Here is a 22,526-nt window from a genome sequence, read left to right on the forward strand (position 1 = left end):
TTGTAGGACTGGTACAGCCTTTTGCTCGAATAAAGACGCCTGCCACCATCAACGCGACGGCGGCAGGCGCATAGTTGGGACGGATGTGTAAGCCGAATTCTGTTCCGTCAAATGACGGTGACGGTCATTCATCTAGGCAGCCAATTGCTCGACTGCTCAAGCGACCTACCCGGAGATGCGTTTGCCGAAGCAACCTTGGGCGAGCAACCCTCGAGCATCCCCATATTTGGTCTTGCACCACGAGGAGTTTGCCTAGCCGAACGTGTCACCACGCTCGCTGGTGCGCCTTTACCGCACCGTTTCACCATCGCCACTCCTGCGCCTGAAGGGCGCATAAGTCAGGCTGTCTGTTCTCTGTTGCACTTGTCGTCGCGCCCGCGCGATGTTGCCATCGCCACGAACGCGCCCGGCCGTTAGCCGGCTCGCTGCTCTATGGTGTTCGGACTTTCCTCTCCCCACCAGTCGTTGGTTGCGACCGACGGGCAGCGACCGTCCCATCCGCCCCAAACACAAAAAGTTGAATCCGTCCTGGGAGCTGGCGGAGGAGGAGGGATTCGAACCCTCGATACAGTTTCCCGTATACAGCATTTCCAATGCTGCGCCTTCAGCCACTCGGCCACCCCTCCAATCATAGACACAGAATGCCGGGACAGCGGCATTCTGCGTTTGGCGTAACAATGGCGGTGAGGGTGGGATTCGAACCCACGGTACAGTTACCCGTACATCGGTTTTCGAGACCGACCGATTCAGCCACTCTCGCACCTCACCGCAAGCTTCAAAGAACGACCGACCCCCGCCGCTGACGGAAGAAGTCACGCAACAGTGCGCCACACGCATCAGCCAGGATACCACCTGTCACCACCAGACGGTGGTTGAGGATTTCGGTCGTGCAGAGCCTGAAGTGGCTCACGACCGCACCGGCTTTGGGATCGGTTGCCCCAAAAACCAGCCTTTGCACGCGCGCCTGAACCAATGCCCCCGCGCACATCGCGCAAGGTTCGAGCGTCACATAGAGCGTCGTTCCGGTCAAGCGATAATTGCCTACTTGGTGGGCAGCGTCACGGAGTACGACCATTTCAGCGTGCGCGGTTGGGTCACAGTCCGTGCGAGTGCGGTTGCCGGCCTTGGCAACTAGCCGGTTGTCGGCGATCAGGACCGCCCCGACCGGGACTTCATTCCGCTCTAAACAAGCCTGGGCTTCAGCAAGCGCCAAGCGCATCCACGTAATGTCGTCCGTTTGTTCCACAGTCTTGTTCCTAACCAACGCTCTTTGAGCCTGGCGGGGCCAGCGCGCCGAATCACCTTTCGCCTGGAGTCCCGTCTGGGGCGCTTTTCAAACGCGCACCCTGTATTGCACCTTGAAATGGACGATGACGGCGTTCCCAACCGCGTGAGTGATGAATACACGGCTTGGCGCTCGTCTGAAAAGTCCCGTAAGGCCAGTTTACGATGCGGTTGAATAGTATCGGGTGAACCGTCACGAATGCCGCCACCTCGCCATCCAGTCCGTCAGCCGCTTCGACATCGCGGTGCGCTCCAGCTCGTAACGCGGTATGACCAGGGTGCTTGGTCGGGGCGGCGGGCGCGCTGGCGCTGCAATAGGGGCTTCATTTCAGGTCTGGCTTGCCAAATGGTCGCGCGGCGACCAAAATCGCTGCTTTTCCCACTGAGGATACTGGCGCAACGCTCAATTAGCAGCGGAATCTCGTTTGTTAGGTCAAAGCATCATGGCAAAAGGGCTGGTTATTGTTGAGTCTCCGGCAAAGGCCAAGACGATTACGAAGTATCTTGGCAAGGATTTCACGGTGCTGGCTTCCTATGGTCACATCAAGGACCTCCCAGAGAAGGGCTTGGGGGTGGATGTCGAGCATGGGTTCGAGCCAACCTATGAGATCATCCCTGATACCAAGAAACGCAACAATTCCAAGACTGTGCGCGAGTTGAAGTCGGCTGCCCGAACGGCCGCAGCCATCTACCTCGCGGCTGACCCCGACCGCGAGGGAGAGGCGATTTGTCAGCATCTGCGCGAAGAACTCGTGGATGACAACGCCCGGAAGCCAGTGTATCGCCTGCTTTTCAATGAAATCACGAAAGATGCGATTCAGTCTTCACTGGCGCAGCCGAAGCAAATCAACCCGGCGTTGGTGGAAGCGCAGCAGGCACGGCGCGTGCTCGATCGGCTGGTTGGCTATCAAGTGAGTCCGATGCTCAACCGACGCCTGGGCGGCGGTAAAATGGCGCTTTCGGCCGGGCGGGTGCAATCGGTGGCGCTGCGTCTGGTCGTCGAGCGCGAGCGCGAGATCCAAGCCTTCCAGTCAACGGAGTACTGGACGTTTGCCGCGCGGTTTGCGGCCGCGCTCCCCCCAGAGTTCACGGCTAACCTGTATGCCATTCAGGGGGAAACGCTCAAGACCGGCGACTTTGAAAAGCTGCGCAAACATGAGCGGCATATTCGTGACGAGGCGCAAGCGCGTGACATCGAGCACCAACTCCGAGCGGTCACCGAGTGGCGTGTTGCCACGGTAACGACCAAGGAGAAAAGGCGAAACCCGGTCGCTCCATTTATCACGTCGACACTCCAGCAGGAGGCCGCGCGCAAGCTGTCCTTCTCGGTCAAAAAAACCATGCAGATCGCCCAGAAGCTCTATGAGGGCGTCGAGCTGGGAGAGGAAGGCAGCGTGGGGCTGATTACCTATATGCGGACTGACTCGACCCGTACGGCAGACTCCGCGCTCAATGAAGTGCGCGACTTCATTCTGGCCCAGTACGGGCGCGATAAGTTGCCTCCCAAGCCCAACCAGTACAAAAACAAAAAAGGCGCGCAGGACGCCCACGAAGCCATTCGTCCAACATCCGTGTTGCGCGCGCCTGACCGCGTCGCCCCTTACCTCGAGGCCGATGAACTCGCGCTCTATCGGCTGATCTGGCAGCGCTTCGTGGCCTCGCAAATGATGCCCGCCCTGTTTGATGCAACGACGGTTGACATCGAAGGCGGCGACGGTTTTGTGTTTCGCGCCACGGGATCGGTTCTGCGGTTTGCCGGTTTTCTGGCCGTTTATGAAGAGGGCAAAGACGAGCGGGACGCTGACGACGAGGCGCTGGCGCTCAAACTGCCGAAGGTCACTGCCGGAGAAGTCGTCACCTGCCGTGGACTCGAAGCCAATCAGAGCTTTACCAAGCCGCCGGCGCGCTACACCGAAGCCACGTTGGTCAAGACGCTGGAAGAGCGGGGCATTGGGCGACCTTCGACCTATGCCCAAATCCTGTCGGTCATCCAGTCCCGCGAGTACGTCGAAAAACGCGAAGGGCGATTCCATCCCACGACGATTGGCATGGTCGTCGCGGATGTCTTGACTGAAAACTTTACTGACCTCTTCGATCCGGGCTACACCGCCGCTTTGGAAACCCAGCTCGATGAAATCGAGGAAGGGAAGCGCAACTGGCGGGATGCGCTCGATGACTTCTATGAGAAGTTTCGGGCAGATTTGAAAGCGGCCGAAATCAATATCAAAAAAGCCAAGGATGGCGTGGCCACCGATGAACGGTGCCATGTGTGCGAGTCGCCAATGGTGCTCAAGCTTGGGCGCTTTGGCAAGTATCTGGCCTGCACTAACCTGGAATGTAAGGCCACCCGCGACTATGGGACGCCGCTGCCGGACTCGACGCCATCTGTCACCCCACCAATGGATGTGACCTGCGAGGTGTGCGGGCGTCCGATGGCGCTGAAAAAGGGACGGTGGGGCGACTTCCTGGCTTGCACCGGCTATCCGGAGTGCAAAACGACGCGCAAACTGACCAAGGCGGGCGCTCCCAAGCCGGCCGACGTCCTACTCGAAGCGTCCTGCCCCACCTGTGGCCAACCGCTGGCCGTCAAGCACGGACGTTTCGGGGAGTTTACGGCCTGTTCGACCTACCCGAAGTGTAAATACGTCAAGCGCGAGGTCCTGATGCCTTGCGCCCGACCCGGTTGTGGCGGCGACATCATCGAGCGCAAATCCAGCCGTGGACGTATTTTTTATGGCTGTGCAAACTATCCCAACTGCCAGGTCGTGTACTGGGACAAGCCAGTCCTCGCGCCTTGTGCGGGCTGCGGCGCTCCATTTACGCTCGAAAAAAGCACCAAGCGGGATGGCACCTATCGCTACTGCGCTGACAAGGAAGGCTGTGGCTGGACGGAAGTTGCGTCTTCAGTTGCGAAACGCAAAAGCGACGCCGCAAGTCCAACCTCAAAGACCAAGAACGAAACAACCAGGAAAGAACCAACGTCGAAGCGGTCGGCGGCCAGTGTTGCCTGAGTCGGCGTTGGGCGCGTTACTGAGGGTTTGCGTCGCAGGTGACCGCTGGCCTAAAACATGCGCTATGCGTGACGATAGATACCATCGGCGGCACTTCCTCCATAGCTCGGCATCGGCGCTGTTCGGCTTGGCGGTGACCGGCAACGTTTTCGCGCTTCCACCGGATGATGAGGGAAAACTACCCAAAGGCTTTCGTGAGCCAACGCTGACGCTGAACAAGCTTCAAGTGGAGCAAGTTGATTACCCGACGGCGCATCTGCGCGCCGACATCACCATTGACAACCCCAACCGGTCGCTCACGCTGACCAAGCTAACCTATCGGATCGTCCTCAACGAGGTTGAATGTGGAACCGGGCAGCATCCAGAGAAATTCACGCTGCCCAAGAAAGCGCCGTTTGACCTGTGTCTGCCGGTGACGGCTGATTTGTCGGCCGTGCCGCAGCTTGGTCTGAACACCATCCTGCAAGCTCGCTTGGGCGAAGGCGTGGCGATCAACTACGTGATCCACGTCGCATTTGACGTAGGCGTCCTGTGGCTTTTCAAGCGCCATATCAAGGCGACGCTAACCGGGCGCTTACCGCTTCAGGACGTCGTTGGCAAGGTTTCCCTTGGCCGGAGACGCGGCACATAGCGCACTTGGCTCGCCTTGACCCAAGCCATTACTGGAGACATCCCCATGCGACTGGTCATTCAACGGGTCACGCAGGCTTCGGTCACAGTCGGTGGCGATATGGTCGGACGCTGCGGACGCGGCCTGTGCATTCTGGTCGGCGTAACCCATCAGGATACGGAAGCCGACGCCGATTGGCTGGCGGAGAAAACTGCCAACTTGCGTATCTTTGAGGATACCGCCGGCAAGATGAACCAATCGTTGCTGGAGATTGGGGGCGGGGCACTGGTTGTTTCGCAGTTCACGCTCTATGGCGACGCGCGCAAGGGGCGCCGGCCGTCATTTACCGAAGCCGCACCACCGACGCTGGCCGAGCCGTTGGTGAGGCGCTACGCCGATGCGCTGCGACTGCTCGGCGTTCCGGTCGAAACCGGTGTCTTTGGCGCGCTGATGCAGGTTGAAATCCACAACGACGGGCCCGTGACGCTCGTCCTGGAGCGCTCGTCCCTGGCGTCAGTTGGCGCGTAGGTCGAGCAGGTAGGTATCAGAAACATAACCGTCTGGGTTCATCACCTGGAGGCTGACATACGGCTCGCGCGCAACCTCCGTGGGCAGGCGGAAATACACCCGCTGGTTGAGCAATCCGCGCAACGATTTTTTGACGCTAGATGTGACTTCCACGCCATTGACGATGAGCGTTGGGGTGTCACCCAATCCTTGTCCGCGAACGAATAGTCCGACCGTCGGGGTAGCCGACCGACTCGGCAGGTGAACGCGCGCCACATTGGTCACCTGGATATTACTGCAAATCACCGTTTGGGTATCGGTAAGCTGTTGTCCTTGGTCATCGGACAACCAGACCGTGTAGCGCCCAAGTTGGGGCGGTAACTCAAACAGTCCCAACTGTCCTGACCAGGCCCGGAAGGGAAGGCTCAAGAATGCACCATCTTCAGTCAGGAGCGAGACTCGTGTGGCGCGTTCGAGGTGGTCGCCTAACAGCATGACGCGCCGGTTTTTGAGCGTGACGAAGTTGTTGACAAAGCCGCGCAGCCGGGTTTCCGCCGCTGTGGTCTTGGTTGAAACTTCAACTGTCGTGGTGAATGGCGTCCAGGTGCGCTCATCGCCGAGCGCACCAACGATGAGCGCGCGCCCAGCCTGAGCGCCCTGTAACGCAATGGTGCTGTTGGAAAACGTGCCTTGAACGCAAGCTGGGTCCAGGCTCAAAACCGCGAAGTCAAACACCGGAAGCCGACCGGCCAAGGACCGTGCGAAACCCGTCCACGTGACCCGCTCGCCAACATACAGCGGTAAGCGGGTGGGCGGCGGTTCAACCTTGATACCCGGCTGAGTCGTTCCATCCTCAGCGGTACTGGCGATCACGCGAATGGTCGAGAGCTGAGACGCCACCTCCCCATCTGGCATCCGACTCGCGCAAACGGCCAGAATGCCAGCCACGCCGACCCGGCGCGCCGTCACCCGCCACGTGACTTCATCTGGCGCTTGGCTTGGCAGAACATCAATATCGAGGATGGTAGAAAGGCGGCTTCGGTCGGCAGTAATCCGAGCTGAGGAGTAAAAAATCGCGTCGCGGATAGGATGTGACTCAAACGCCATGGCTCCGGCAAGTCGAGCGGAAACCCCATCCCCGGCGAAGCGGAAGGTAACAGTCCGCACATCACCCACCCGCATCAGGGCGGACAAACCTTCAACCGTAATGGCAGCCGCGCCTTTGGGCAAGGCGTCGAATACTCGAAAATCGGCCAAGGTGCGCATCGAGGAGGTGCTAGCCAAGGTGTAGCCTGGAGCAAACGAAAAGCGGGGCTCCACCGTCATGTCAGCCTGTGCCGTAAGGAGTGCGCTGAGCAAGAGAAGGAGCGCGGCAGGAAACGTCCATTGCTTCGACGAGAAACCGGATCGTCGGTTGACTACAGCGCCCATAAGCAAGTTACCTCGACCAAGCGAAGGATTACACCTAAATTGAACGTTGTGGGTCATGTAACACAGCCAGCGAGGTCTGCAAAAAGGCTTTTTTTGACCAACCAGACACCCTAGTATCGAGTTGACGATGACCATTTCCGCTGCACCCCTGATAACCCAGTCTGCGCCATTGCAGATATTACACATAACCGACACCCACTTGTTTGCTCAGCGAGATGCCCGGCTGCTCGGTATCACCACCTACGATTCACTGCGGGCAGTCCTGGCCGAAGCCGTGGCTGACCCACCGCAAGCAGTTTTGGCCACGGGTGATCTGGCGCAGGATGGCACGGCGGCGGCTTATGAGCACCTGACCGAGCTGCTGTCCGACTTTGCACAGAACTGTCCGTCCCCGCCGCCGGTCTATTGGTTGCCAGGCAACCATGACGAGCCAGAGGTGATGCGCGCCACGCTGACGCGCGCGCCGCTCTGTCCGGTTCAGGAAGTCACTATCGAGGGGTGGTATGTCGTGCTGCTGGACTCAACTATTCCTGGGCAGGTCGGTGGCGCGCTTTCCGAAGCTGAGTTACAGCGCCTTGAAGCTGGCCTTGCGTCCCATCCCCAGTGTCCGGCGCTGGTTTGCCTGCATCACAACCCGGTTGCAACCGATGCCCGGTGGATGGATGCCATTGGGCTGGCAAATGCCGACGCTTTTTTTGCTGTCCTGGATCGGCATGCCAATGTCCGTGGCGTGGTGTGGGGGCATATCCACCAGGAAGTTGATCAGGAACGAAACGGCGCGCGTCTGCTGGCTTCGCCCTCAACCTGCATTCAATTCAGACCAAAAACGGATACCTTTGGCCTTGACCAGCGCGCTCCCGGCTACCGAAGGCTCTGGCTATACCCGGACGGACGGCTGGAAACACAGGTTTTTCGCGTTACCAACTTCACCGGTTGCGCTGATGTCAACGCAACCGGTTACTGAGTAAAAGTTCGGTTGGTGTCGTTGCCGACGATGCGGCGCTAAAGGACGGTGACGGGGCCGTGGTCGTCGCAGTGTCCGTCGTGGACGTGGTGCAGGCGGCCGTCCACCAAGTAGTCCACATGGTCGCCATGGGGAATGGCTTCGTGTCCACAGTCTGGCCCGTGGACGTGACTGCAAGCGGCAGCGGCTGGCACACACCCAGCGGGATTAGTCGCGCTGATGGCAATCACATGCTCGTCGTAGTGGTCGCCATGTTGGAAGTGAAGATGCCCGTCGTGAAGGTAATCCACATGGTCATCATGCTGAATGCGGGTATGGCCACAGTCTGTGCCGTGGACGTGCTGGTGGTTTGGGTGAGTTGTGCAGTTCGACATGGAATGACTCCTTTCAAGTCAAGTGGCAAATAATCAATGCGCCAGAATCTTGTGACCGAGCGCGTCCAACGTCCACTGCCGCGTACTCGTATGCCGCTTACTCGTGGCGCGCATGGGCAAGTCCCTGGTGAAAAAGGTTGCGTATATGCTCGTCGGCCAGTGCGTAGTAGGCGTGCTTTCCCTCGCGGCGAACGGTGACGACCCCAAGTGTTCGCAGCAAGCGGAGCTGGCTCGAAATGGCCGGCTGGGACATGCCCAGAACCAGACACATTTCACCTACGCACAGTTCACTGGTGTCAAGGAGCGCGATGATTTTCACGCGCGTTGGGTCGGCAAACGCTTTGAAAATGTCGGCGACCCGCCAGGCGAGCCGCGCTTCAAGGACATCTTGGTTAGCCGGATGGTGTTCGGTGGTGCAGGTGGATGCCATGGTTATCTAAACATATAAGCATTTGATTATATGTTTAGGACATAAATGGGCGTGCGTCAAGATGGTTTTTTTTCGCTTATGAAGTTGCGCTTGGACTGGTTGGGTGATGCGGTTGAGCTGATTCGGCCTCGGCCTGTTCGAGAATGGCTGCCAAGTACTGGGCTGGCCGCGTGCCCCGGATGAGCGCATCGCCTAGGTTGGTATCCCCGGTCAGATTGACGAAAGCATGAAAACGGGCGACCTGTCCGGTGATTTCGATGACTTGGCAGGTCTCGCAGGCGAGGAGTTCGATTTGCGGAGCGAGCAGGCAAAAGTGACTCCCAAAGTGGTGACGGCGGACTGGCTCGACTTCGGTCGTCACCCGCAGGGCAGATGCCTTGGGGAGTCCCGTCCATAGGGAACTGGGCAACCGCGCCGCCAAAACGTCGAGGTAATCGCGTCCTGGTGCCAGCTTCGCATGAAGTGTGGACACCAGACGAAGGTGCGTTGGGGTCTGCTCCACGCTGGACAGTGTTTCGAGGTCAAGCGAGCCATAACCGGCCACCTGCCCAAGGTCGTTCCGGGTGGCGTCAACGAAAAGCAGATGCTGGTTGGCGGCGACTTCATCATCGGCAAGTTCGGCCGCAGCCAGCGACATTTCAAACTCGGTGTTGCTGGCTGGTCGCTCGTGTGTGGCAACGTAAGCGCGGAGGGTATCGTCTTCGCCCCGAACCAAGTTGTTTGCCGCGCCGCCGAGTAGGGTGAGGTTGCCAGAGCGAAAAAAGAACGTGCCGAGTGGTTCTGGAGACATGCGGAGCAAGCGGTACGCCGCAAAGGGCGCGGCCCTGAACGGACGCTCCAGCCGCTGGGCGAGGGTGACACTATCCAGTCGCCCAGCGGTAATCTGTTGCTCGACGTGCTCGGCCGCGCGGCGAAACTGTTCCGGCGTGAGTGGGCTGACAATCGCGCGTGTTCCACTGCTTGTTGTGGGTGGTGGCTCTGGAAACGAACCATCAAGTTGCTGTCGTAAGGTGCGCAGACGGTCGCAGGCCTGCTCATACTCCGATTCAAGGCGCTCGGTGCGTCCATCCGTTGCAACGTTGACGACGAGCTGCAACTGCTGGCGCAGGTGGTTGAAGACGACGACCGTTCCAAAGGAAGCGAGGATGCCTTCCACGGTTGGCGGTGTTCGCCGTGGCCCATCGTAAAGTTGGTAAGCCAACTCATGCGCCAAGTAGCCAAACGCCCCGCTGACCAGTTCTGGCACATTGGCGAGTCGCGCCGGGATGTCAGCCCGCAAGCGGCGCCGAGCCGCTTGAAGCAGCGTTTCCGGTCGTTCAAGGGTGGCATGGGATGTCCGTAGCTCGACCTTGCCATCCTTGCCGGTGACAACCCAGCGCGGGGACAAGCCAAGGAAGGTGTAGGGCGGGAGTCGGCGGTCCAGGCGATGGTTCTCAAACAAACAAGCGTCGGTGGCGTCACCGGCCAGTTTCAAAAAAACACCGACGGGCGTGTGAATGTCGGCGGGCAGGCTGAGGGCAACCGGCACGACGGTAGCTTCCTGGGCCAGTCGCAAGAACGCATCATAGGTTGCCGGGTTGAACTGCATCGCACTCATGTGAACTGCATCGCACTCATGTTGGTTGGACTCACTCTGGAAGCGGACGGCGTTTACCGGCCCGGCTGCGGAGAACTTCGGCAACATCGTCGGGCGTCAGGTCGCAGGCTGCCATCAGCACTAGCAAATGATAGAGCAAATCGGCCATCTCGGCTGCCAGTTCGAGGCGCTGCTCATTTTTAGCCGCAATGATGGTTTCGGCCGCTTCCTCGCCCACTTTTTTGAGAATTTTGTCGAGTCCGGCTGTGAACAGGTAGGTCGTGTAAGCGCCTTCCGGGCGTTTCGCCTTGCGGTCACGGATGAGTTCGTACAACTCATCGAGCAACACCCCCAGTTCGAGCGCGCTGTGCGGGACGAGCTTGACCTCTGGGGGGGTGATGGGTGATGCGGGCGAGACCGGAACGGCTCCATCTGGAGGCCAGCCGGGAGCTTCGGCGCTCACTGTCTCTGACCCCGCGCTCGGTGGGAAGACCGGTTGAAAAAAACAACTCCTTGCTCCGGTATGGCAGGCCGGGCCACGCGGTTCGACCCGAACGATAAGCGCATCCTGGTCACAATCGAGTCGCATTTCGACGACGCGCTGCGTGTGGCCCGATGTCGCGCCTTTGTGCCACAGTGACTGACGAGACCGGCTCCAGAGCCAGACTTCACCTGTTTCACAGGTGAGCTGGTAACTGGCAGCATTCATGTAGGCAAGTGTCAGGACTTCGTTGGTTGTTGCATCCTGGATGATGACTGGCATCAATCCGTTCGCATCAAAGCGCATAGACTGGATGAGGGGATGATTCACGACAACTCGCAAAAGATTTGGCGCGACCGGCTTATCAGGCGAAGAGCGTAACACATCTCCCGTTGTGATGCCGTGTGGTCAGCCTAGCCGTGACGCGCGAGCAAGTAGTCACCAACTTCCGTCAGACGGGAAAAATTTCTAGGTATGCGTAACTGTGCCACGGGCAACGCCCCAGCCAACTGAGCCAGCAGGTCGAGCGCTGCGACCTGGGCTTCCGGTAGCGGCAGCCAGCTCGGATAGACGTTGGCGAGCAGCCGGCCGACGGCCACCCCCGGACTTGTGGGGAGACTCGTAAGTGCTGCCTCATCTGAGGCTGACTCTAGTAAATAGATGGCTGTGAGCGGCGCGGCTTCGACTGGTTCGTAATCATCCAGTAGCCGATACTGTTTCGGCCAGTGCTCGGAAATGCGCGGCAGGGCATCTGGGCGCCCGTAGAGTGCCACGACCGAGGGCGGCCACAGCCGGATGGCGCGCGGGCCGAGGTGAACATAAAATCTCTCGCCGCGTGGTTCAATGGTAGCGACGTCTTCCGTGATGAGCTGCGCCCCACGCTCCACCAACACCGCTGCCAGGGTAGATTTACCGGCTCCATTCGGGCCGACGAAGGCCAGCGTGGACCGGCCCAGAGCAACCACGCTAGCGTGCAAGCAGACCCGGTGCTGGAGTTGGAGGAGGAATCCCAGAATCGGCCCAATCAAATAGGTGCATGTGTCCTCGAAAGTTTGCGGCTTTGACCAAGATGCTGTTAGTTGGCGGGCGCGACGCTTGTAAGTAAAAGTGGTTCCAACTTGGTAGTGGAAGTAGAAGGTATCGTGAACCGGGTCGCAATACCCGACCATTTCCGGTACTCGGCCGGGGCTAGGGAGTTGACTTTGATACCAAGGCACACCGGCCACTTGGAAAGAAGACGTCAGTGCTTCTTCAAATAGTACGGAGCAGTCTGGCTGCAACCCATCGGCAAGCGCCAACTGAAGAAATGGAATCGGGTCGCTCGTCGCCAACCGCAACCCGTACACCGCCTGGATCAACATCATCGAGCAGTGGTCAGCGGGTAGCAGTGGTCAGCGGGAGACTCGATTCGGTGCTGGACCTATCCGATCAGCCCGAATGCCACCCGAAGTTGCCTGGGTTAGCTCAAGCAATGTGCCATAGTCCGTCAACGTGGGACGTTGGTAGGGCTTTTTGTGGGGCAATGGCGCGGTCGAGGTGCTGGTAGGTGAGTTCATGCCTGAGTTGGGTAAGGGCTGCAAAGAGGAATTCATGTCAGTCTCCAGAGCTATGCTGAATGTTGAGATAGACAACATTGATATTGCATCCATTTGTATAGACTTAGCGGGCTGAGGTCAACAAAAGATTGATCCTCTGGTTGTGCATTCCACAGCAGGGGACGGCCAACGATGGCTTCGTCTACAAAGTAGCTCAGGCTTTGCCAAGCCTCATCCGCAGCAAAGATCTGTGCCCAGGCTGTGCCATGCCGCGCGATGTAGCCGCTGATGGGGAACTGCCGGAGTGGAGTTTTGGCGCGGCGGACAACCGCGCGTGGCAGTCGTCTGCTGAGAGCCTCGCGGAAGAGCCACTTGTCCAGGCAAAACGGCACTGGCGGAATGGCGAGCAGAAATTCAATCACCCGTTGGTCAAGAAGTGGGTAGCGCATTTCAACCAAGGCCCCAGTAAAGGCCGGATCGCCGTACTCGTGGTCATTGGCCAGGTGAACGCGACTGAGGAAACGGACGGCCAAGCTGCGAAAAGGATGCTGGGGCAGTTCCGCGGCTGGCAAGTTACCGCGTAGATGTTCGACGTAACCGGACTGGCGCAGCCGGTGGGCAAAATCCGCCGCCAACCACCGGGGGGGGGTGGGCGGCTGCGCGGCAGACTTCCGTCCAAGCCGGCGGCGGATTGCGTAAAAGCCCTGACGCCCATCGCTGATGACGTAATCGAGCACGGCTCTGCCGAAAGCCAATAGCTGGCGCTGTGCCAGCAAATGCCGCAGGTAGGGAGCGGTTTGTTGCGCCAGGACCTCGTCACCCCATTGTCCGGTCAGTAGTAGGCGCGCGTGCCTTGCTACTTGCCGATAGCTTTCAGTGATCCCATTCCAAAAAGGTTCGTGAACCGGTTCTGGTGGGGGGTGTAGCACGTCTGGATGCGGGACATAGGGCTGCCAGTCATCGTGACGGATGAAGGTGATTGGGATGCCGTGGGCCTGGGCTGCTAGCCCGGCAAAGTACCGTTCGTCATCGGGAATGAGTTGATCGAAGACATTGGTGAAAGCGTGGAGCGCTGTCGTTGGAGTGAACTGACGCGCCGCGTGAACCACGACGTTGGAGTCAAGTCCGCCGCTCAGAAAAACTGCTGCGCGGGGCGCGCGCAGGCGGTCGGCAACTGCTTGTTCAAGGAGGAATTGAAAATGCTCAACGTAGTCACGCGGATGAGCGTGGCGAAGGCAGCCATCGGTTGGCCAAGTCCAGTATTGCCACTGCCGCAGCGTGCCGTTTTCCAAACAAAACGCCGAAGCGCGCCGCAGCCGCCGGATGGCGCGGTAGATGGTGGCGTCCTCATCCATTTTCATGCCATGGATGAGAAAGTCGGCGATGGCGAAGTCATCGAGGTCGGTGGGAATGGTCGTCGGCACGCTTGGGTGCGCCCTGACCGTATCGAGCGCGCTGGCTGCAATCAACAAGTCCTGTTGGTGGTGGTAATACAGCGGCTTGATGGCGAAGCGGTCGCGCGCGCAAAAGAGACGCTGCCGAGTGGCATCCCACAGGGCAAAGGCGAAATCACCGCGCAGGTGCTGAAGGCAGTCCAAACCCCAAGCTCGATAAGCCTGCCAAAGTAGCCTGGCATCCGGCATGTCGAGTGAAGCGTCAAAGCCGGCTGAACGGAGCGCCCGGCAGAGTTCAGAACGTGCATCAAGCCGGATGTCGGCAGCCAGCCAGATCGCTTCGTCAAACGTAAGCGGCGGCACTGTTTGCGTGAGGTCATCCACCGAGAGGTGGGCATAACCCAGCGCAATGTGCTCATAAGTCCATTGTGACTGTCCATCAGGACCACGCCAGGCTAACGATTGAAGCAGCCGATTCGCTATCGCTGAATCAATTGGGCGTCCCGGTGGGTTGGCAACGACGAAAAAACTACTCACGCTGCACTGAGGGGAGTATCAAAGACGGCATAGCGCTGCCGCACGTCTGGAGCTTCCATGAGCGGCGCACCCTGCCATTCAACCCAAGCATGGGCTTCAAGTGAGGCTGGCGTTTTGGCGACGCCAAGGATGATGTCACCAACGACACCCCGCCGAGCCAGTAAAAACCACAGTGTCATGGCCCGAACCAAGCACGTAGCTGGAACCGGGCAATAACGAGCTGCGCAGTGAACGAGTTCGACTTGACGGCAAATCCAATCGGTCGGTGGTGGCGATGGAGCGGCACCCATGGTAAGCCACCGCAGGCAGCCCAAGCTGGCACGCACGCCAATCAGCCGACACAGTAACCGAAGGCAAAGGAGCAGGACCCAAGCCAGCAACAGTCCGCCACGGTCGTCAGGCGGAAGCCGTCTGAATGTGCTCAACCGGTGGAGCCAACGGGTCGGCTGTGAAGGTAGCATGTGCGTTTACTGGGAAAGTGGCTGTTCTGGTGGCTGCAGTTCAAGCAGTTTGGCCTGTAGGAGTTGCCGAATCAGAGACTCAAAATCGCGGAGCAGTTCCTCCGCGTTGACATCATATTCCTTCAGCAACTGTTCGACGGCTGTTTTGAGGTTGGGGCAAGTCGTAGCGTGCCGCATCATACTGGTAGCCACACTATCCAAAGTGTAGTAATGCTCCGTGTCAAGGTTGAGTAAAACGGCTTCGTCGGCAACCGTACGAACGACGACGTGGGAAGGAATAAAGGCACGATTGGTTAGTAGGCTCATCAGGTTGCTTTGTCTAGAGATTTGTTATGTTTCTAAAGGTATAGCCAATCAGCCCCAAACCGTCTAGTCATGGCGCATGACGGCTTGTGCACTGATCGTCGGCCTGTCTATGGTTGCGGCTTTGAAAACCCTCATTCAGTAATCATTATGTACGCTGACTACATTGCGTTGACCTATCACGCCTCACTGATTGCCGATGAAGTCCGAGTTCGCGCGTTCCAGTCAGCCATTGAGGCGGTCGTACGTCCTGGCGATATCGTGGCGGATGTTGGCTGTGGCACGGGCATTTTGACGCTTTTGGCCTGCCGAGCCGGCGCGCGCCATGTGTACGCCATTGATGAAGGGCCAATCATTGAACTTGCTAAACAGATCGTGGAACAGAATGGTTATGCTGCCCAAGTAACGCTGATCAATCGTCCTTCCCGCCGCGCGAACTTGCCTGTCCCGGTGGATGTCATTGTCTCGGAAACAATCGGCAACTACGGTGCCGAAGAGCTGATCCTGTCCACCCTTTCGGATGCGTGCCGGCGATGGCTGAAGCCGGGCGGAAAGGTGATTCCGCAGAGGCTGGAACTGTACTGCGCCCCAATTGCTTGGCCCAAAACGGAAGCTTCCCTGTCCATCTGGCATCAACCGGTATGCGGTTTTGACTTCTCACCCGGCCTAACGTTTGCCGTCAATCAGCAATACCCCCGCGACCTGTGTCCAGCGCACCTGCTTGCCCAAGGGATTTGCTACCACCGCTTGGAGCTGTCGTCGGCGGTCCTGGCGGCTGAGTCTCTGCCCAAAGTCAGTGGGACGGCCCGGTTCAGCATAACGCAGCCGGGTGTCATGGGCGGGGTTGGCGCCTGGTTCAACGCTTGGCTGACAGACCACGTACACGTGACCAATGATCCGCGGCGCGCGAAGACGAGTTGGGGTCACCTCTGTTTGCCCATTGCCGAGCCGCTACCGGTGACGGTTGGCGATGAAGTGGACATCACCTTGCGGGCAGTCGGTGGGGGCAGTCTCCTGTGCTGGGAGGTGGTGTGGCGGGGCGTCAACGGCCAATCTCGCGCATTTCGGCACTCCGATTTTGAGGGCTGGCTGTCCACGCCGGAGCAGTTGCACCCGCTCGCCCCCACGGCTGCTCCTGGGCTTGGGGTAGATGGACGGATTCAACTTTTTCTTCTGACCAAGCTCGATGCCGGGTGGACGATTGAACAAACTGCGCGCGGATTGCATGAGCAGTTCGCGGCTGAGTTTCCGACGCTTGAAGACGCGCTCATCTATGTGAAGGCCCGGGCGCTCAAGGTGACCAAGCCGTGACCGGCGCCGCCTGGAAGCCCAGTCCTGCCGGTACTTCATTCGTCGTCGTCGTCCGTCTCGATGGGCTGCCCATCGCCGTGGCGGTCGCTCAGGGCCACGCGAAAGCCAAGAATGGTGAGCAAGTCTTCACGGTGTAAACCTTCCCGAATCGAGCACCGGCAGCCATCGGGTGCGGACGACCAAGCGCCCCCACGAATGACGCGGGACTGTCCTGCCTCATCTTGGCGCACACTGCGCACCGGCGCGCCCAGCGCATGGGTTCCGGTGAGCCGCGGCACATAGGCGTCCAAGCACCACTCCCGAACATTGCCGTGCATGTCGGCCAAACCAAAGGCGTTGAAGCCAAGCGAGCCGGCCGGCGTTGGTTTGCGGCGCGCGGGCACGGCCGGTTCGTCGCCATAGGGCAGGGAACTATCATAGTTTTCGAGGGTTGGCGCAAGCACCGCACCGTAGGTAAACATTCCGCTTGTGCCAGCGCGGCAGGCATATTCCCATTCGGCCTCGGTCGGCAGCCGGTATGGGCGTCCGGTCTTTTTCGTGAGCCGCCGGCAGAACTCGACCGCTTCATCCCACGTGATGCTGTCCACTGGGAGGTCATCGCCTTTGAACTTGGAGGGATCAGGTGGCAGGTCACGCTCAATTTTGGGCCAGCCAGCTACGACACGCCACTGCGCCTGGGTCACTTCGGTGCGTCCCATGTAAAAACCAAACACCCGCGCCCGGATGGGCGGTTTCTCGTTTTCGTCGGCTTCGTCGGCCCTGGACGATCCCATGGTGAAACATTCGCCCGGTATGGCGACCAGTTCCAGCGACACTTGGTCGCTGAGTCGTTCTGTGAAGCGCTGGGTTTCTTTGTTGAGCGTTTCGATAACGTTGCCGCGCGCGTCAAGGCGCGGTGTTTCAAAGGTGAGTGTAGAACGTTGTTCAGTCGGCAAGGTGACGGTGGGCAGCAGTGGACTGTCGGGGCAAGGCGGTCCGGCGGGCCGGGATGGTTTTCCGCCGCCGCTACTGGTGCGCCGGACGCCACTGTTTTTTTTCTCTCCGGCTTCGACGGGTGGCTTGCCCCCGACGCTGGTGCTGCGTTCCTGCGCCCTGGCATCGAAGCCGGCCAGGGACTGCATCAGAAAGACACTCAACATCAGAAGCCGGCACCATTGCCACTGCACATTTGACTGGGCCATAACGCTCCTGCTTGTTTCAGGATTGATTTCACACGGTGGCATACCTTGGCTGATGAAGTGTAACAGGCCCTTGGTTGCCTCCAAACACGACCTTGACTGAAAGCTTGGAGTCCCCAAGGCACAAGTCTGGTGCACCATTGCACCGTGTGTGGGACAACCACGGGCGATGGTCATTGCTCCTGCCGTGGAGCATGCGCATGCCGCATCCGGGCAGCAACGAATACGGCAATGCTTACGCTGCCGATGAGAAGCAGCGTGATGGCCGAACCAAACGGCTGATTGCGCTGGAAAAATTGATTCCAGATGACGTTGCCGAGCAAGATGCTTCTCGCGCCACCAAGGAGGTCGGCGACGACGAAATTGCCCAAGCTGGGGACAAAAACCAGAATGCTGCCGGTCATCAGTCCGGGCCTGGCCAACGGGAAGACGACGTTCCAAAAGGTCGCCCACGGTGTTGCGCCCAGATCGGCTGCCGCGTCGAGCCATCGCCGGTCGAGTTTATCGAGACTGGAAAGTAGGGGGATGATCATAAAGGGGAGTTCGCCGGCAACCAGTCCGATGAAAACTGCCAGGTTGTTGTAAAGCAGCGGCAGTGGCTCGCGGATGAGTCCCCAGTTCAGCAGCGCCGTATTGATGACTCCTTCGGTGCGCAGCAAGTGGGTCCAGGCAAAGGTACGGACGACGAGACTGGTCCACAGCGGCACAACGGTCAGTGTCATCAGGAACGGCTTCCAGCGAGCTGAAACATAAAAGGCAAGAAAGATGGCTACCGGGTAGCTCAAGAGGATGCAAACTACGGTGACGACGGCAGCCATCCAAAGCGAGCGCCAGTAAATCGCCAGGTAAATCGGCTCTAGGGCCTGTTGGAAGTTGGCCAGGGTCCAGGTCCAGGCAATGTTGCCGTAGGTTGTCCGACTCGCAAAGGCCTGCCTGGCCACGATGACAAGTGGCAGAAAGCTCAGTAAAAACAGCCAAATGGTCGCCGGCGCCACCAATCCGGCGCGCCATACCAAACGTTGCACGGTTGGCCTCGTTCACCTCGGTTTTGCACATGGGATGTATAGTCCAGTGACATTATGCTTTTGGCGCTCGTTTGAAAAGCCCGACCTACCCAAGCGCTGGCTTTGGGACGTTTCGGAAGCCGACCCATGCCCATCGTTGCTGATCTTGCAGCCGATCTCCACGCTCTGACAGTGGAGCTTACCGCACTTGAGGCGGCCGGTGGTCCGCTCTGGGTTCAAGCCCTGACGCCAACTAGCGTGACCGGCGGGGCTTACGAGGTAGCCTTTGCCGTGAGTTATGGAAAGCTGACCGTGACATACTGGGCTGCCCACGGCTCGGCCTGCTGGCGCGTCGAGTGTTATCACTTCTGGGGCGACCGCCTTGAACTGGACGTTTCACGGCGGCTTGGCGGCGAACATGGACGCCTCATCATCGCGCCTCTGTCTGCGCCTGCCTCAACGATGAAGGCCGCACCAGACGCGACACAGTGGCGGCAGTTCGTTCGGAACTGGTTGCCGCGGCTGCTCCCACCGGGCGCGTTGGTGAAAAGGGTCAGGCAACGGCCCGGGCCGGTCGTTGGGTGGCAAGCATCCCACACTGACGCCACATGGCTGATCTTGACAACCTCGCATCCAGATGAATTGGCTGTCCGTCAGCTCCTGGGGCAAGCATTACAGGCGCTCGGTATGCTTCCGACTGCAACCTGTCTGTGCCTGGTGCTGCCGCCCGGCGCATTCACCCAGGCCGCGCCTTTTCTGTCATTGCTGACCCTGCCGCAACTGCGCCTCTATGAAGCCACGGCTGACTGGTCGAGCTTACGCCAGGCAGCGGTCGGACATCAGTTGCCGCTGGTCACGGAACCCATCCGCCGGTGGCAACATATTCCGCCCACAGAAGCTGAACTTGACGAACTCCGTACATGGTTTGGCGACGCCTTGGCGTCGCACTGCGAGGTCGTCCCGGTTGGGACAAGCATCTTATCTGTCCGGTGGTATGGCTTGGCGTGCGCTCGATTACGACGTGCCACACCGGAGAGCCGTTCACCGGCGCTGCGCTTCGGTCTGACAACGCTGGGCGAGCCGGAGCGTCCGCTCACGAGCCGGAATCGGGCTGACTTTCAGGCACTTCTGGCCGCGCTGGCGCGCTACCGTAGCCCGGCGGCGCGTGAGGTTCACCATCCGCTCTATCGGGCGCACCCGGAACGCTGGCTGGATGTCGTCATTCGGCGCAACCTGCCCGTCGTTGATGATGCCTTGGAACCGGCGCACATCTGGGGGCAATCCCCACATTTCGGCCGCGATGCCGTTGGACTGGCGGACTTTGTGACGCTGACCCGCGGCGGGCAGTTGGCCGTTGTGGAACTCAAGGCCGTTGCCGACCCAGACCTGATCTGGCAGGGCTTGACATACTGGCTACATGCCGTCCATCACTGGCGGCAGGGGGATTTTGTGCGGCGGGGCTATTTCACGACGGCACAGCTTGACCGGCGTGCTTTGCCACGGCTCTACTTGATTGCGCCAACGCTGAGGTTTCACCCGGTCGTCCGGGCCGTGGCGCGCCGGTTGAATCAGACCGTACCGCTGACGCTGATCGGCATCAATGAGCGATGGCGACGGTCGTTACGGGTTGCCTTCCGAGAAGACTTTGGCCCCGTGGATAGCAAGTCACCAGAATAGGTCACTTTTCACGGCCAGGCGTCCCGTGGCGGATGCCAACGATGGCGAACCGCCGGCGCTGGCAAAACCCGTCACCACAAGGCCTGCTCCTGGTGGGCGAGGGTATGAACTGCGGGAGAGGTTGAGACCGAGACACGCTTTTGAAAACGGCTCGAATCACTGAAAACTACAAAACGAGCCACGAATTTTTCGAATCTTTGGCAGCCGCGACAATGCAACTTCATTTCCCAACCTGGCAACTGCCTCCGGTGTACCCCATTACGTCCCCAAGCGTGGGTCATTCACTCCCGGCGTTGGTGGATGCGCTCATGGCCGGCGGCGCAACGCTGATTCAGCTTCGGGATAAACACGCTGACGCTCGAACGCTCTACGAAGCCGTGTGCGCTGTGTTGGCGCTGGCGCGGCCGCGTGGCGTGCGGGTGATTGTCAATGACCGAGTTGACATAGCCTATGCGGCCGGGGCCGACGGCGTCCACCTTGGGCAGGACGACCTCGACCCACGGGCCGCGCGTGCGCTGTTGGGACCATCGGCCGTGATTGGCTATTCGACGCACAACGTCGCGCAGGCGGTGGCCGCCGAACAGTTGCCGGTGGACTACATCGCCATCGGACCGGTTTTTGAAACGCAGACGAAAGCGAACCCCGATCCGATTGTTGGACTCGATGGCGTGCGGCGCGTTCGCGCCGTGACGACCAAACCGTTGGTTGCCATCGGCGGCATTGACGACCGAAGCCTGACGGATGTTCGTGCGGCCGGGGCCGATGCGGTGGCGCTCATTTCGACGCTATATATCGCCCCTGACGCCATCCCGGAACGAATGGCCGCGCTGCTCGCCCTGGCCGGCTGACGACTTGGCCGGTCAGCTATCGGCGTGCAGGTTCGGTTTTGGGATAGCCCTCTGGGTAGCGGCCATGCCATCGCCAGGCGGACGCTATGATTTGCTCCAGACCAGAATGCGCGGGCTGCCAAGCCAAGTACGCTTGGGCTGCGCGTGGATCGGCAATCAGTTGCGGCGGGTCGCCGTCCCGCCGCGCGCCCAGGCGGATTGGAATCGGATGACCTGTCACGTGCCGGGCCATTTCGATGACTTCCAACACTGAATATCCCCGTCCGGTTCCCAGATTCAGGAAGGCGGACGATCTGCCATCCAAAAGCGCATCGAGCGCGGCGATGTGGGCAGCCGCCAGATCGCGAACGTGGATGTAGTCTCGGATGGCTGTGCCATCCGGTGTCGGATAGTCCTGCCCATAGACGGTCACGGCTTCGGTCTTTCCCTGGGCGACGCGCAAGATGTTGGGAATGAGGTGGGTTTCCGGTTCGTGGTCCTCGCCATGCACGGTTGTCGCTCCGGCGGCGTTGAAGTAGCGCAGCGCCACAAACCGAAGCCCATAGGCCTGGTCGTAATCCGCCAGCATGCGCTCCGCGAAGAGTTTCGACCAGCCATAGGGCGTAATGGGCTGTTGAGGATGGTCTTCGGCAATCGGTATGCGCTGCGGCAAGCCGTACGTCGCGCAGGTCGAGGAAAAAACAAAGCGCCGGATGCCAGCTTCCCGAAGCGTATCGAGCAAGACCTGGCACTGGTGGACGTTGTTGTCGTAGTAACGGGCTGGATGGGTGACCGATTCCGGGACAAGCGCCAGCGCCGCAAAATGAATGCAGGCGGTGATGTCGCGTTCGCGTAGAATGCGGCGGACAAGGTCGCGGTCGCCGATGTCGCCGACGTAGAGTGGAATGGTCTCCGGGACGGCCGCCCGGTGGCCGCGGGAGAGATTATCCAGAACAACAACCGGGCGTCCGGCTTCGTGGAGTTGCTCGATGGTAACGCTGCCAATGTAGCCGGCGCCACCGGTGACTAAAATCGTCATGGATGTGTTGGGTCAGTGAGGTTTCACCGCCTGGCTCGAACCTGTTGTCAGCCGATGTGCGGTCAGCCTATCTTGCCGTTCCGCGTCAGGAACGACAAGTCGGTTGCAAGGTCAAGTATGGCAACGCTTCCAGAAGTTTACATCGTGTGCGACGGCTCCAGTCTGGGTAATGGGCGTGAAGCGCCGGCCGCGGCGGCGGCAGCCCTGTTGGAGCATGCCGGCCGGAATGGACTGACACGCAAGCTGGTTGTCGAATACCTTGGCCCGGCCACGAACCAACAGGCTGAAATTGTCGCGGCCTGCCTGGGGCTGGAGTCTTTATCGCGTCCCTGCCACGTCGAATTGGTTACAGATTCGCGCTACGTCGTTGAGACCATGAAGGGCAAATTTCGCCGCCGCGCCAACCATGCGTTTTGGGAACGGCTTGACCGGGCGGCTGCGCCGCATCGCGTTACTTGGCAGTGGACCCGCGGCCATGCCGGTCATCCAGCACAGGAAATTTGTGACAAGGCCGCGCGCCATACGGCCGAATGCCGTGGCCGCGACGAATCCTTCTTGCAGCAGTTGCTGGCTACGCTGCCAAACCACTAAC

Annotated in this window: 21 protein-coding genes, 2 tRNA genes and 1 other RNA gene; 8 read left to right on the forward strand and 16 right to left on the reverse strand. The window is 59.7% G+C overall.

Annotated elements, in window-relative coordinates:
- Positions 1–72: 72 nt before the first annotated feature.
- From rnpB to tadA, 4 genes are all read right to left on the reverse strand, one after another.
- Positions 73–505: RNase P RNA component class A (gene rnpB / locus J8C06_RS03775), an RNA gene on the reverse strand.
- 31 nt (positions 506–536) lie between these two features.
- Positions 537–626: transfer RNA gene (locus J8C06_RS03780), tRNA-Ser, on the reverse strand.
- 52 nt (positions 627–678) lie between these two features.
- Positions 679–768 (reverse strand) — tRNA-Ser (locus tag J8C06_RS03785).
- Between the two features lie 7 nt (positions 769–775).
- A complete protein-coding gene (gene tadA, locus J8C06_RS03790; protein WP_281423843.1) occupies positions 776–1,246 on the reverse strand; it encodes a tRNA adenosine(34) deaminase TadA in 471 nt (156 codons plus the stop codon).
- Positions 1,247–1,727: 481 nt separating this feature from the next.
- Between tadA and topA the strand changes: the two genes are divergently transcribed.
- The 3 genes from topA (at position 1,728) to dtd (ending at position 5,433) form a co-directional block, all read left to right on the forward strand.
- Positions 1,728–4,295 (forward strand): type I DNA topoisomerase, encoded by a 2,568-nt coding sequence (topA, locus tag J8C06_RS03795; protein WP_211429458.1) that lies wholly within the window; start codon positions 1,728–1,730, stop codon positions 4,293–4,295.
- A 64-nt stretch (positions 4,296–4,359) separates the two neighbouring features.
- Positions 4,360–4,926: an LEA/WHy family protein gene (locus tag J8C06_RS03800; RefSeq protein ID WP_211429459.1), complete on the forward strand. Its 567-nt coding sequence runs from the start codon at positions 4,360–4,362 to the stop codon at positions 4,924–4,926.
- 45 nt (positions 4,927–4,971) lie between these two features.
- Entirely contained in the window at positions 4,972–5,433 is a 462-nt protein-coding gene (gene dtd / locus J8C06_RS03805; protein ID WP_211429460.1) for a D-aminoacyl-tRNA deacylase, read from the forward strand.
- On the opposite strand, the gene J8C06_RS03810 is transcribed toward dtd, so the two are convergent.
- Positions 5,419–6,738: a hypothetical protein gene (locus J8C06_RS03810; RefSeq protein ID WP_211429461.1), complete on the reverse strand. Its 1,320-nt coding sequence runs from the start codon at positions 6,736–6,738 to the stop codon at positions 5,419–5,421. The genes dtd and J8C06_RS03810 overlap by 15 nt on opposite strands.
- Before the next feature lie 232 nt (positions 6,739–6,970).
- Here J8C06_RS03810 and cpdA point away from each other — a divergent pair, with 232 nt between their 5' ends.
- Positions 6,971–7,807 (forward strand): 3',5'-cyclic-AMP phosphodiesterase, encoded by an 837-nt coding sequence (cpdA, locus tag J8C06_RS03815; RefSeq protein ID WP_211429462.1) that lies wholly within the window; start codon positions 6,971–6,973, stop codon positions 7,805–7,807.
- Positions 7,808–7,845: 38 nt separating this feature from the next.
- Here the strand turns inward: cpdA and J8C06_RS03820 are convergent, their stop codons facing one another.
- From J8C06_RS03820 to J8C06_RS03855, 8 genes are all read right to left on the reverse strand, one after another.
- Complete coding sequence (locus J8C06_RS03820) at positions 7,846–8,181, reverse strand: hypothetical protein (protein ID WP_211429463.1); 336 nt, start codon at positions 8,179–8,181, stop codon at positions 7,846–7,848.
- A 97-nt stretch (positions 8,182–8,278) separates the two neighbouring features.
- Entirely contained in the window at positions 8,279–8,611 is a 333-nt protein-coding gene (locus J8C06_RS03825; RefSeq protein ID WP_211429464.1) for an ArsR/SmtB family transcription factor, read from the reverse strand.
- A 76-nt stretch (positions 8,612–8,687) separates the two neighbouring features.
- Positions 8,688–10,208, reverse strand: coding sequence for a chorismate-binding protein (locus tag J8C06_RS03830; protein WP_211429465.1), 1,521 nt, complete (start codon positions 10,206–10,208; stop codon positions 8,688–8,690).
- A 31-nt stretch (positions 10,209–10,239) separates the two neighbouring features.
- Positions 10,240–10,974, reverse strand: coding sequence for a bifunctional phosphoribosyl-AMP cyclohydrolase/phosphoribosyl-ATP diphosphatase HisIE (gene hisIE / locus J8C06_RS03835; RefSeq protein WP_211429819.1), 735 nt, complete (start codon positions 10,972–10,974; stop codon positions 10,240–10,242).
- Positions 10,975–11,081: 107 nt separating this feature from the next.
- On the reverse strand, positions 11,082–12,032 hold the full coding sequence (locus tag J8C06_RS03840; RefSeq protein WP_211429466.1) for a hypothetical protein: 951 nt from the start codon (positions 12,030–12,032) through the stop codon (positions 11,082–11,084).
- A gap of 242 nt (positions 12,033–12,274) precedes the next feature.
- Positions 12,275–14,134, reverse strand: coding sequence for an asparagine synthetase B family protein (locus tag J8C06_RS03845; protein WP_211429467.1), 1,860 nt, complete (start codon positions 14,132–14,134; stop codon positions 12,275–12,277).
- Positions 14,131–14,595, reverse strand: coding sequence for a lasso peptide biosynthesis B2 protein (locus J8C06_RS03850; protein ID WP_211429468.1), 465 nt, complete (start codon positions 14,593–14,595; stop codon positions 14,131–14,133). Before J8C06_RS03850 ends, J8C06_RS03845 begins: the two co-directional genes overlap by 4 nt.
- Before the next feature lie 6 nt (positions 14,596–14,601).
- Entirely contained in the window at positions 14,602–14,901 is a 300-nt protein-coding gene (locus tag J8C06_RS03855) for a PqqD family protein (RefSeq protein WP_211429469.1), read from the reverse strand.
- Positions 14,902–15,048: 147 nt separating this feature from the next.
- Between J8C06_RS03855 and J8C06_RS03860 the strand changes: the two genes are divergently transcribed.
- Entirely contained in the window at positions 15,049–16,209 is a 1,161-nt protein-coding gene (locus J8C06_RS03860) for a 50S ribosomal protein L11 methyltransferase (RefSeq protein WP_211429470.1), read from the forward strand.
- A 35-nt stretch (positions 16,210–16,244) separates the two neighbouring features.
- On the opposite strand, the gene J8C06_RS03865 is transcribed toward J8C06_RS03860, so the two are convergent.
- Positions 16,245–17,390: a formylglycine-generating enzyme family protein gene (locus J8C06_RS03865; RefSeq protein WP_211429471.1), complete on the reverse strand. Its 1,146-nt coding sequence runs from the start codon at positions 17,388–17,390 to the stop codon at positions 16,245–16,247.
- Between the two features lie 170 nt (positions 17,391–17,560).
- The gene (locus J8C06_RS03870; RefSeq protein ID WP_211429472.1) at positions 17,561–18,412 is read right to left on the reverse strand and encodes an ABC transporter permease; all 852 of its coding nucleotides are present in this window, start codon (positions 18,410–18,412) and stop codon (positions 17,561–17,563) included.
- Positions 18,413–18,538: 126 nt separating this feature from the next.
- On the opposite strand from J8C06_RS03870, the gene J8C06_RS03875 reads away from it, so the two are divergent.
- The gene (locus J8C06_RS03875) at positions 18,539–20,068 is read left to right on the forward strand and encodes a hypothetical protein (RefSeq protein ID WP_211429473.1); all 1,530 of its coding nucleotides are present in this window, start codon (positions 18,539–18,541) and stop codon (positions 20,066–20,068) included.
- Between the two features lie 212 nt (positions 20,069–20,280).
- The gene (gene thiE, locus J8C06_RS03880; RefSeq protein ID WP_211429474.1) at positions 20,281–20,916 is read left to right on the forward strand and encodes a thiamine phosphate synthase; all 636 of its coding nucleotides are present in this window, start codon (positions 20,281–20,283) and stop codon (positions 20,914–20,916) included.
- Between the two features lie 16 nt (positions 20,917–20,932).
- Here thiE and galE read toward each other — a convergent pair whose 3' ends face one another.
- A complete protein-coding gene (galE, locus tag J8C06_RS03885) occupies positions 20,933–21,934 on the reverse strand; it encodes a UDP-glucose 4-epimerase GalE (protein WP_211429475.1) in 1,002 nt (333 codons plus the stop codon).
- Positions 21,935–22,051: 117 nt separating this feature from the next.
- Between galE and J8C06_RS03890 the strand changes: the two genes are divergently transcribed.
- Positions 22,052–22,525 (forward strand): ribonuclease HI, encoded by a 474-nt coding sequence (locus J8C06_RS03890; protein ID WP_211429476.1) that lies wholly within the window; start codon positions 22,052–22,054, stop codon positions 22,523–22,525.
- The last annotated feature ends 1 nt before the right edge of the window (position 22,526 follow it).

This window comes from Chloracidobacterium validum (genome assembly GCF_018304825.1).
Lineage (GTDB): Bacteria > Acidobacteriota > Blastocatellia > Chloracidobacteriales > Chloracidobacteriaceae > Chloracidobacterium > Chloracidobacterium validum.

Coding starts and splice junctions, on each gene's coding strand:
- J8C06_RS03875 (WP_211429473.1), top strand. CDS start 18,539: ATGCCCATCGTTGCTGATCTTGCAGCCGATCTCCACGCTCTGACAGTG.
- J8C06_RS03825 (WP_211429464.1), bottom strand. CDS start 8,611: ATGGCATCCACCTGCACCACCGAACACCATCCGGCTAACCAAGATGTC.
- hisIE (WP_211429819.1), bottom strand. CDS start 10,974: ATGCGCTTTGATGCGAACGGATTGATGCCAGTCATCATCCAGGATGCA.
- cpdA (WP_211429462.1), top strand. CDS start 6,971: ATGACCATTTCCGCTGCACCCCTGATAACCCAGTCTGCGCCATTGCAG.
- J8C06_RS03890 (WP_211429476.1), top strand. CDS start 22,052: ATGGCAACGCTTCCAGAAGTTTACATCGTGTGCGACGGCTCCAGTCTG.
- J8C06_RS03830 (WP_211429465.1), bottom strand. CDS start 10,208: ATGAGTGCGATGCAGTTCAACCCGGCAACCTATGATGCGTTCTTGCGA.
- J8C06_RS03865 (WP_211429471.1), bottom strand. CDS start 17,390: ATGGCCCAGTCAAATGTGCAGTGGCAATGGTGCCGGCTTCTGATGTTG.
- J8C06_RS03850 (WP_211429468.1), bottom strand. CDS start 14,595: ATGCTACCTTCACAGCCGACCCGTTGGCTCCACCGGTTGAGCACATTC.
- J8C06_RS03855 (WP_211429469.1), bottom strand. CDS start 14,901: ATGAGCCTACTAACCAATCGTGCCTTTATTCCTTCCCACGTCGTCGTT.
- J8C06_RS03840 (WP_211429466.1), bottom strand. CDS start 12,032: ATGATGTTGATCCAGGCGGTGTACGGGTTGCGGTTGGCGACGAGCGAC.
- thiE (WP_211429474.1), top strand. CDS start 20,281: ATGCAACTTCATTTCCCAACCTGGCAACTGCCTCCGGTGTACCCCATT.
- J8C06_RS03860 (WP_211429470.1), top strand. CDS start 15,049: ATGTACGCTGACTACATTGCGTTGACCTATCACGCCTCACTGATTGCC.
- J8C06_RS03820 (WP_211429463.1), bottom strand. CDS start 8,181: ATGTCGAACTGCACAACTCACCCAAACCACCAGCACGTCCACGGCACA.
- J8C06_RS03800 (WP_211429459.1), top strand. CDS start 4,360: ATGCGTGACGATAGATACCATCGGCGGCACTTCCTCCATAGCTCGGCA.
- topA (WP_211429458.1), top strand. CDS start 1,728: ATGGCAAAAGGGCTGGTTATTGTTGAGTCTCCGGCAAAGGCCAAGACG.
- J8C06_RS03810 (WP_211429461.1), bottom strand. CDS start 6,738: ATGACGGTGGAGCCCCGCTTTTCGTTTGCTCCAGGCTACACCTTGGCT.
- galE (WP_211429475.1), bottom strand. CDS start 21,934: ATGACGATTTTAGTCACCGGTGGCGCCGGCTACATTGGCAGCGTTACC.
- dtd (WP_211429460.1), top strand. CDS start 4,972: ATGCGACTGGTCATTCAACGGGTCACGCAGGCTTCGGTCACAGTCGGT.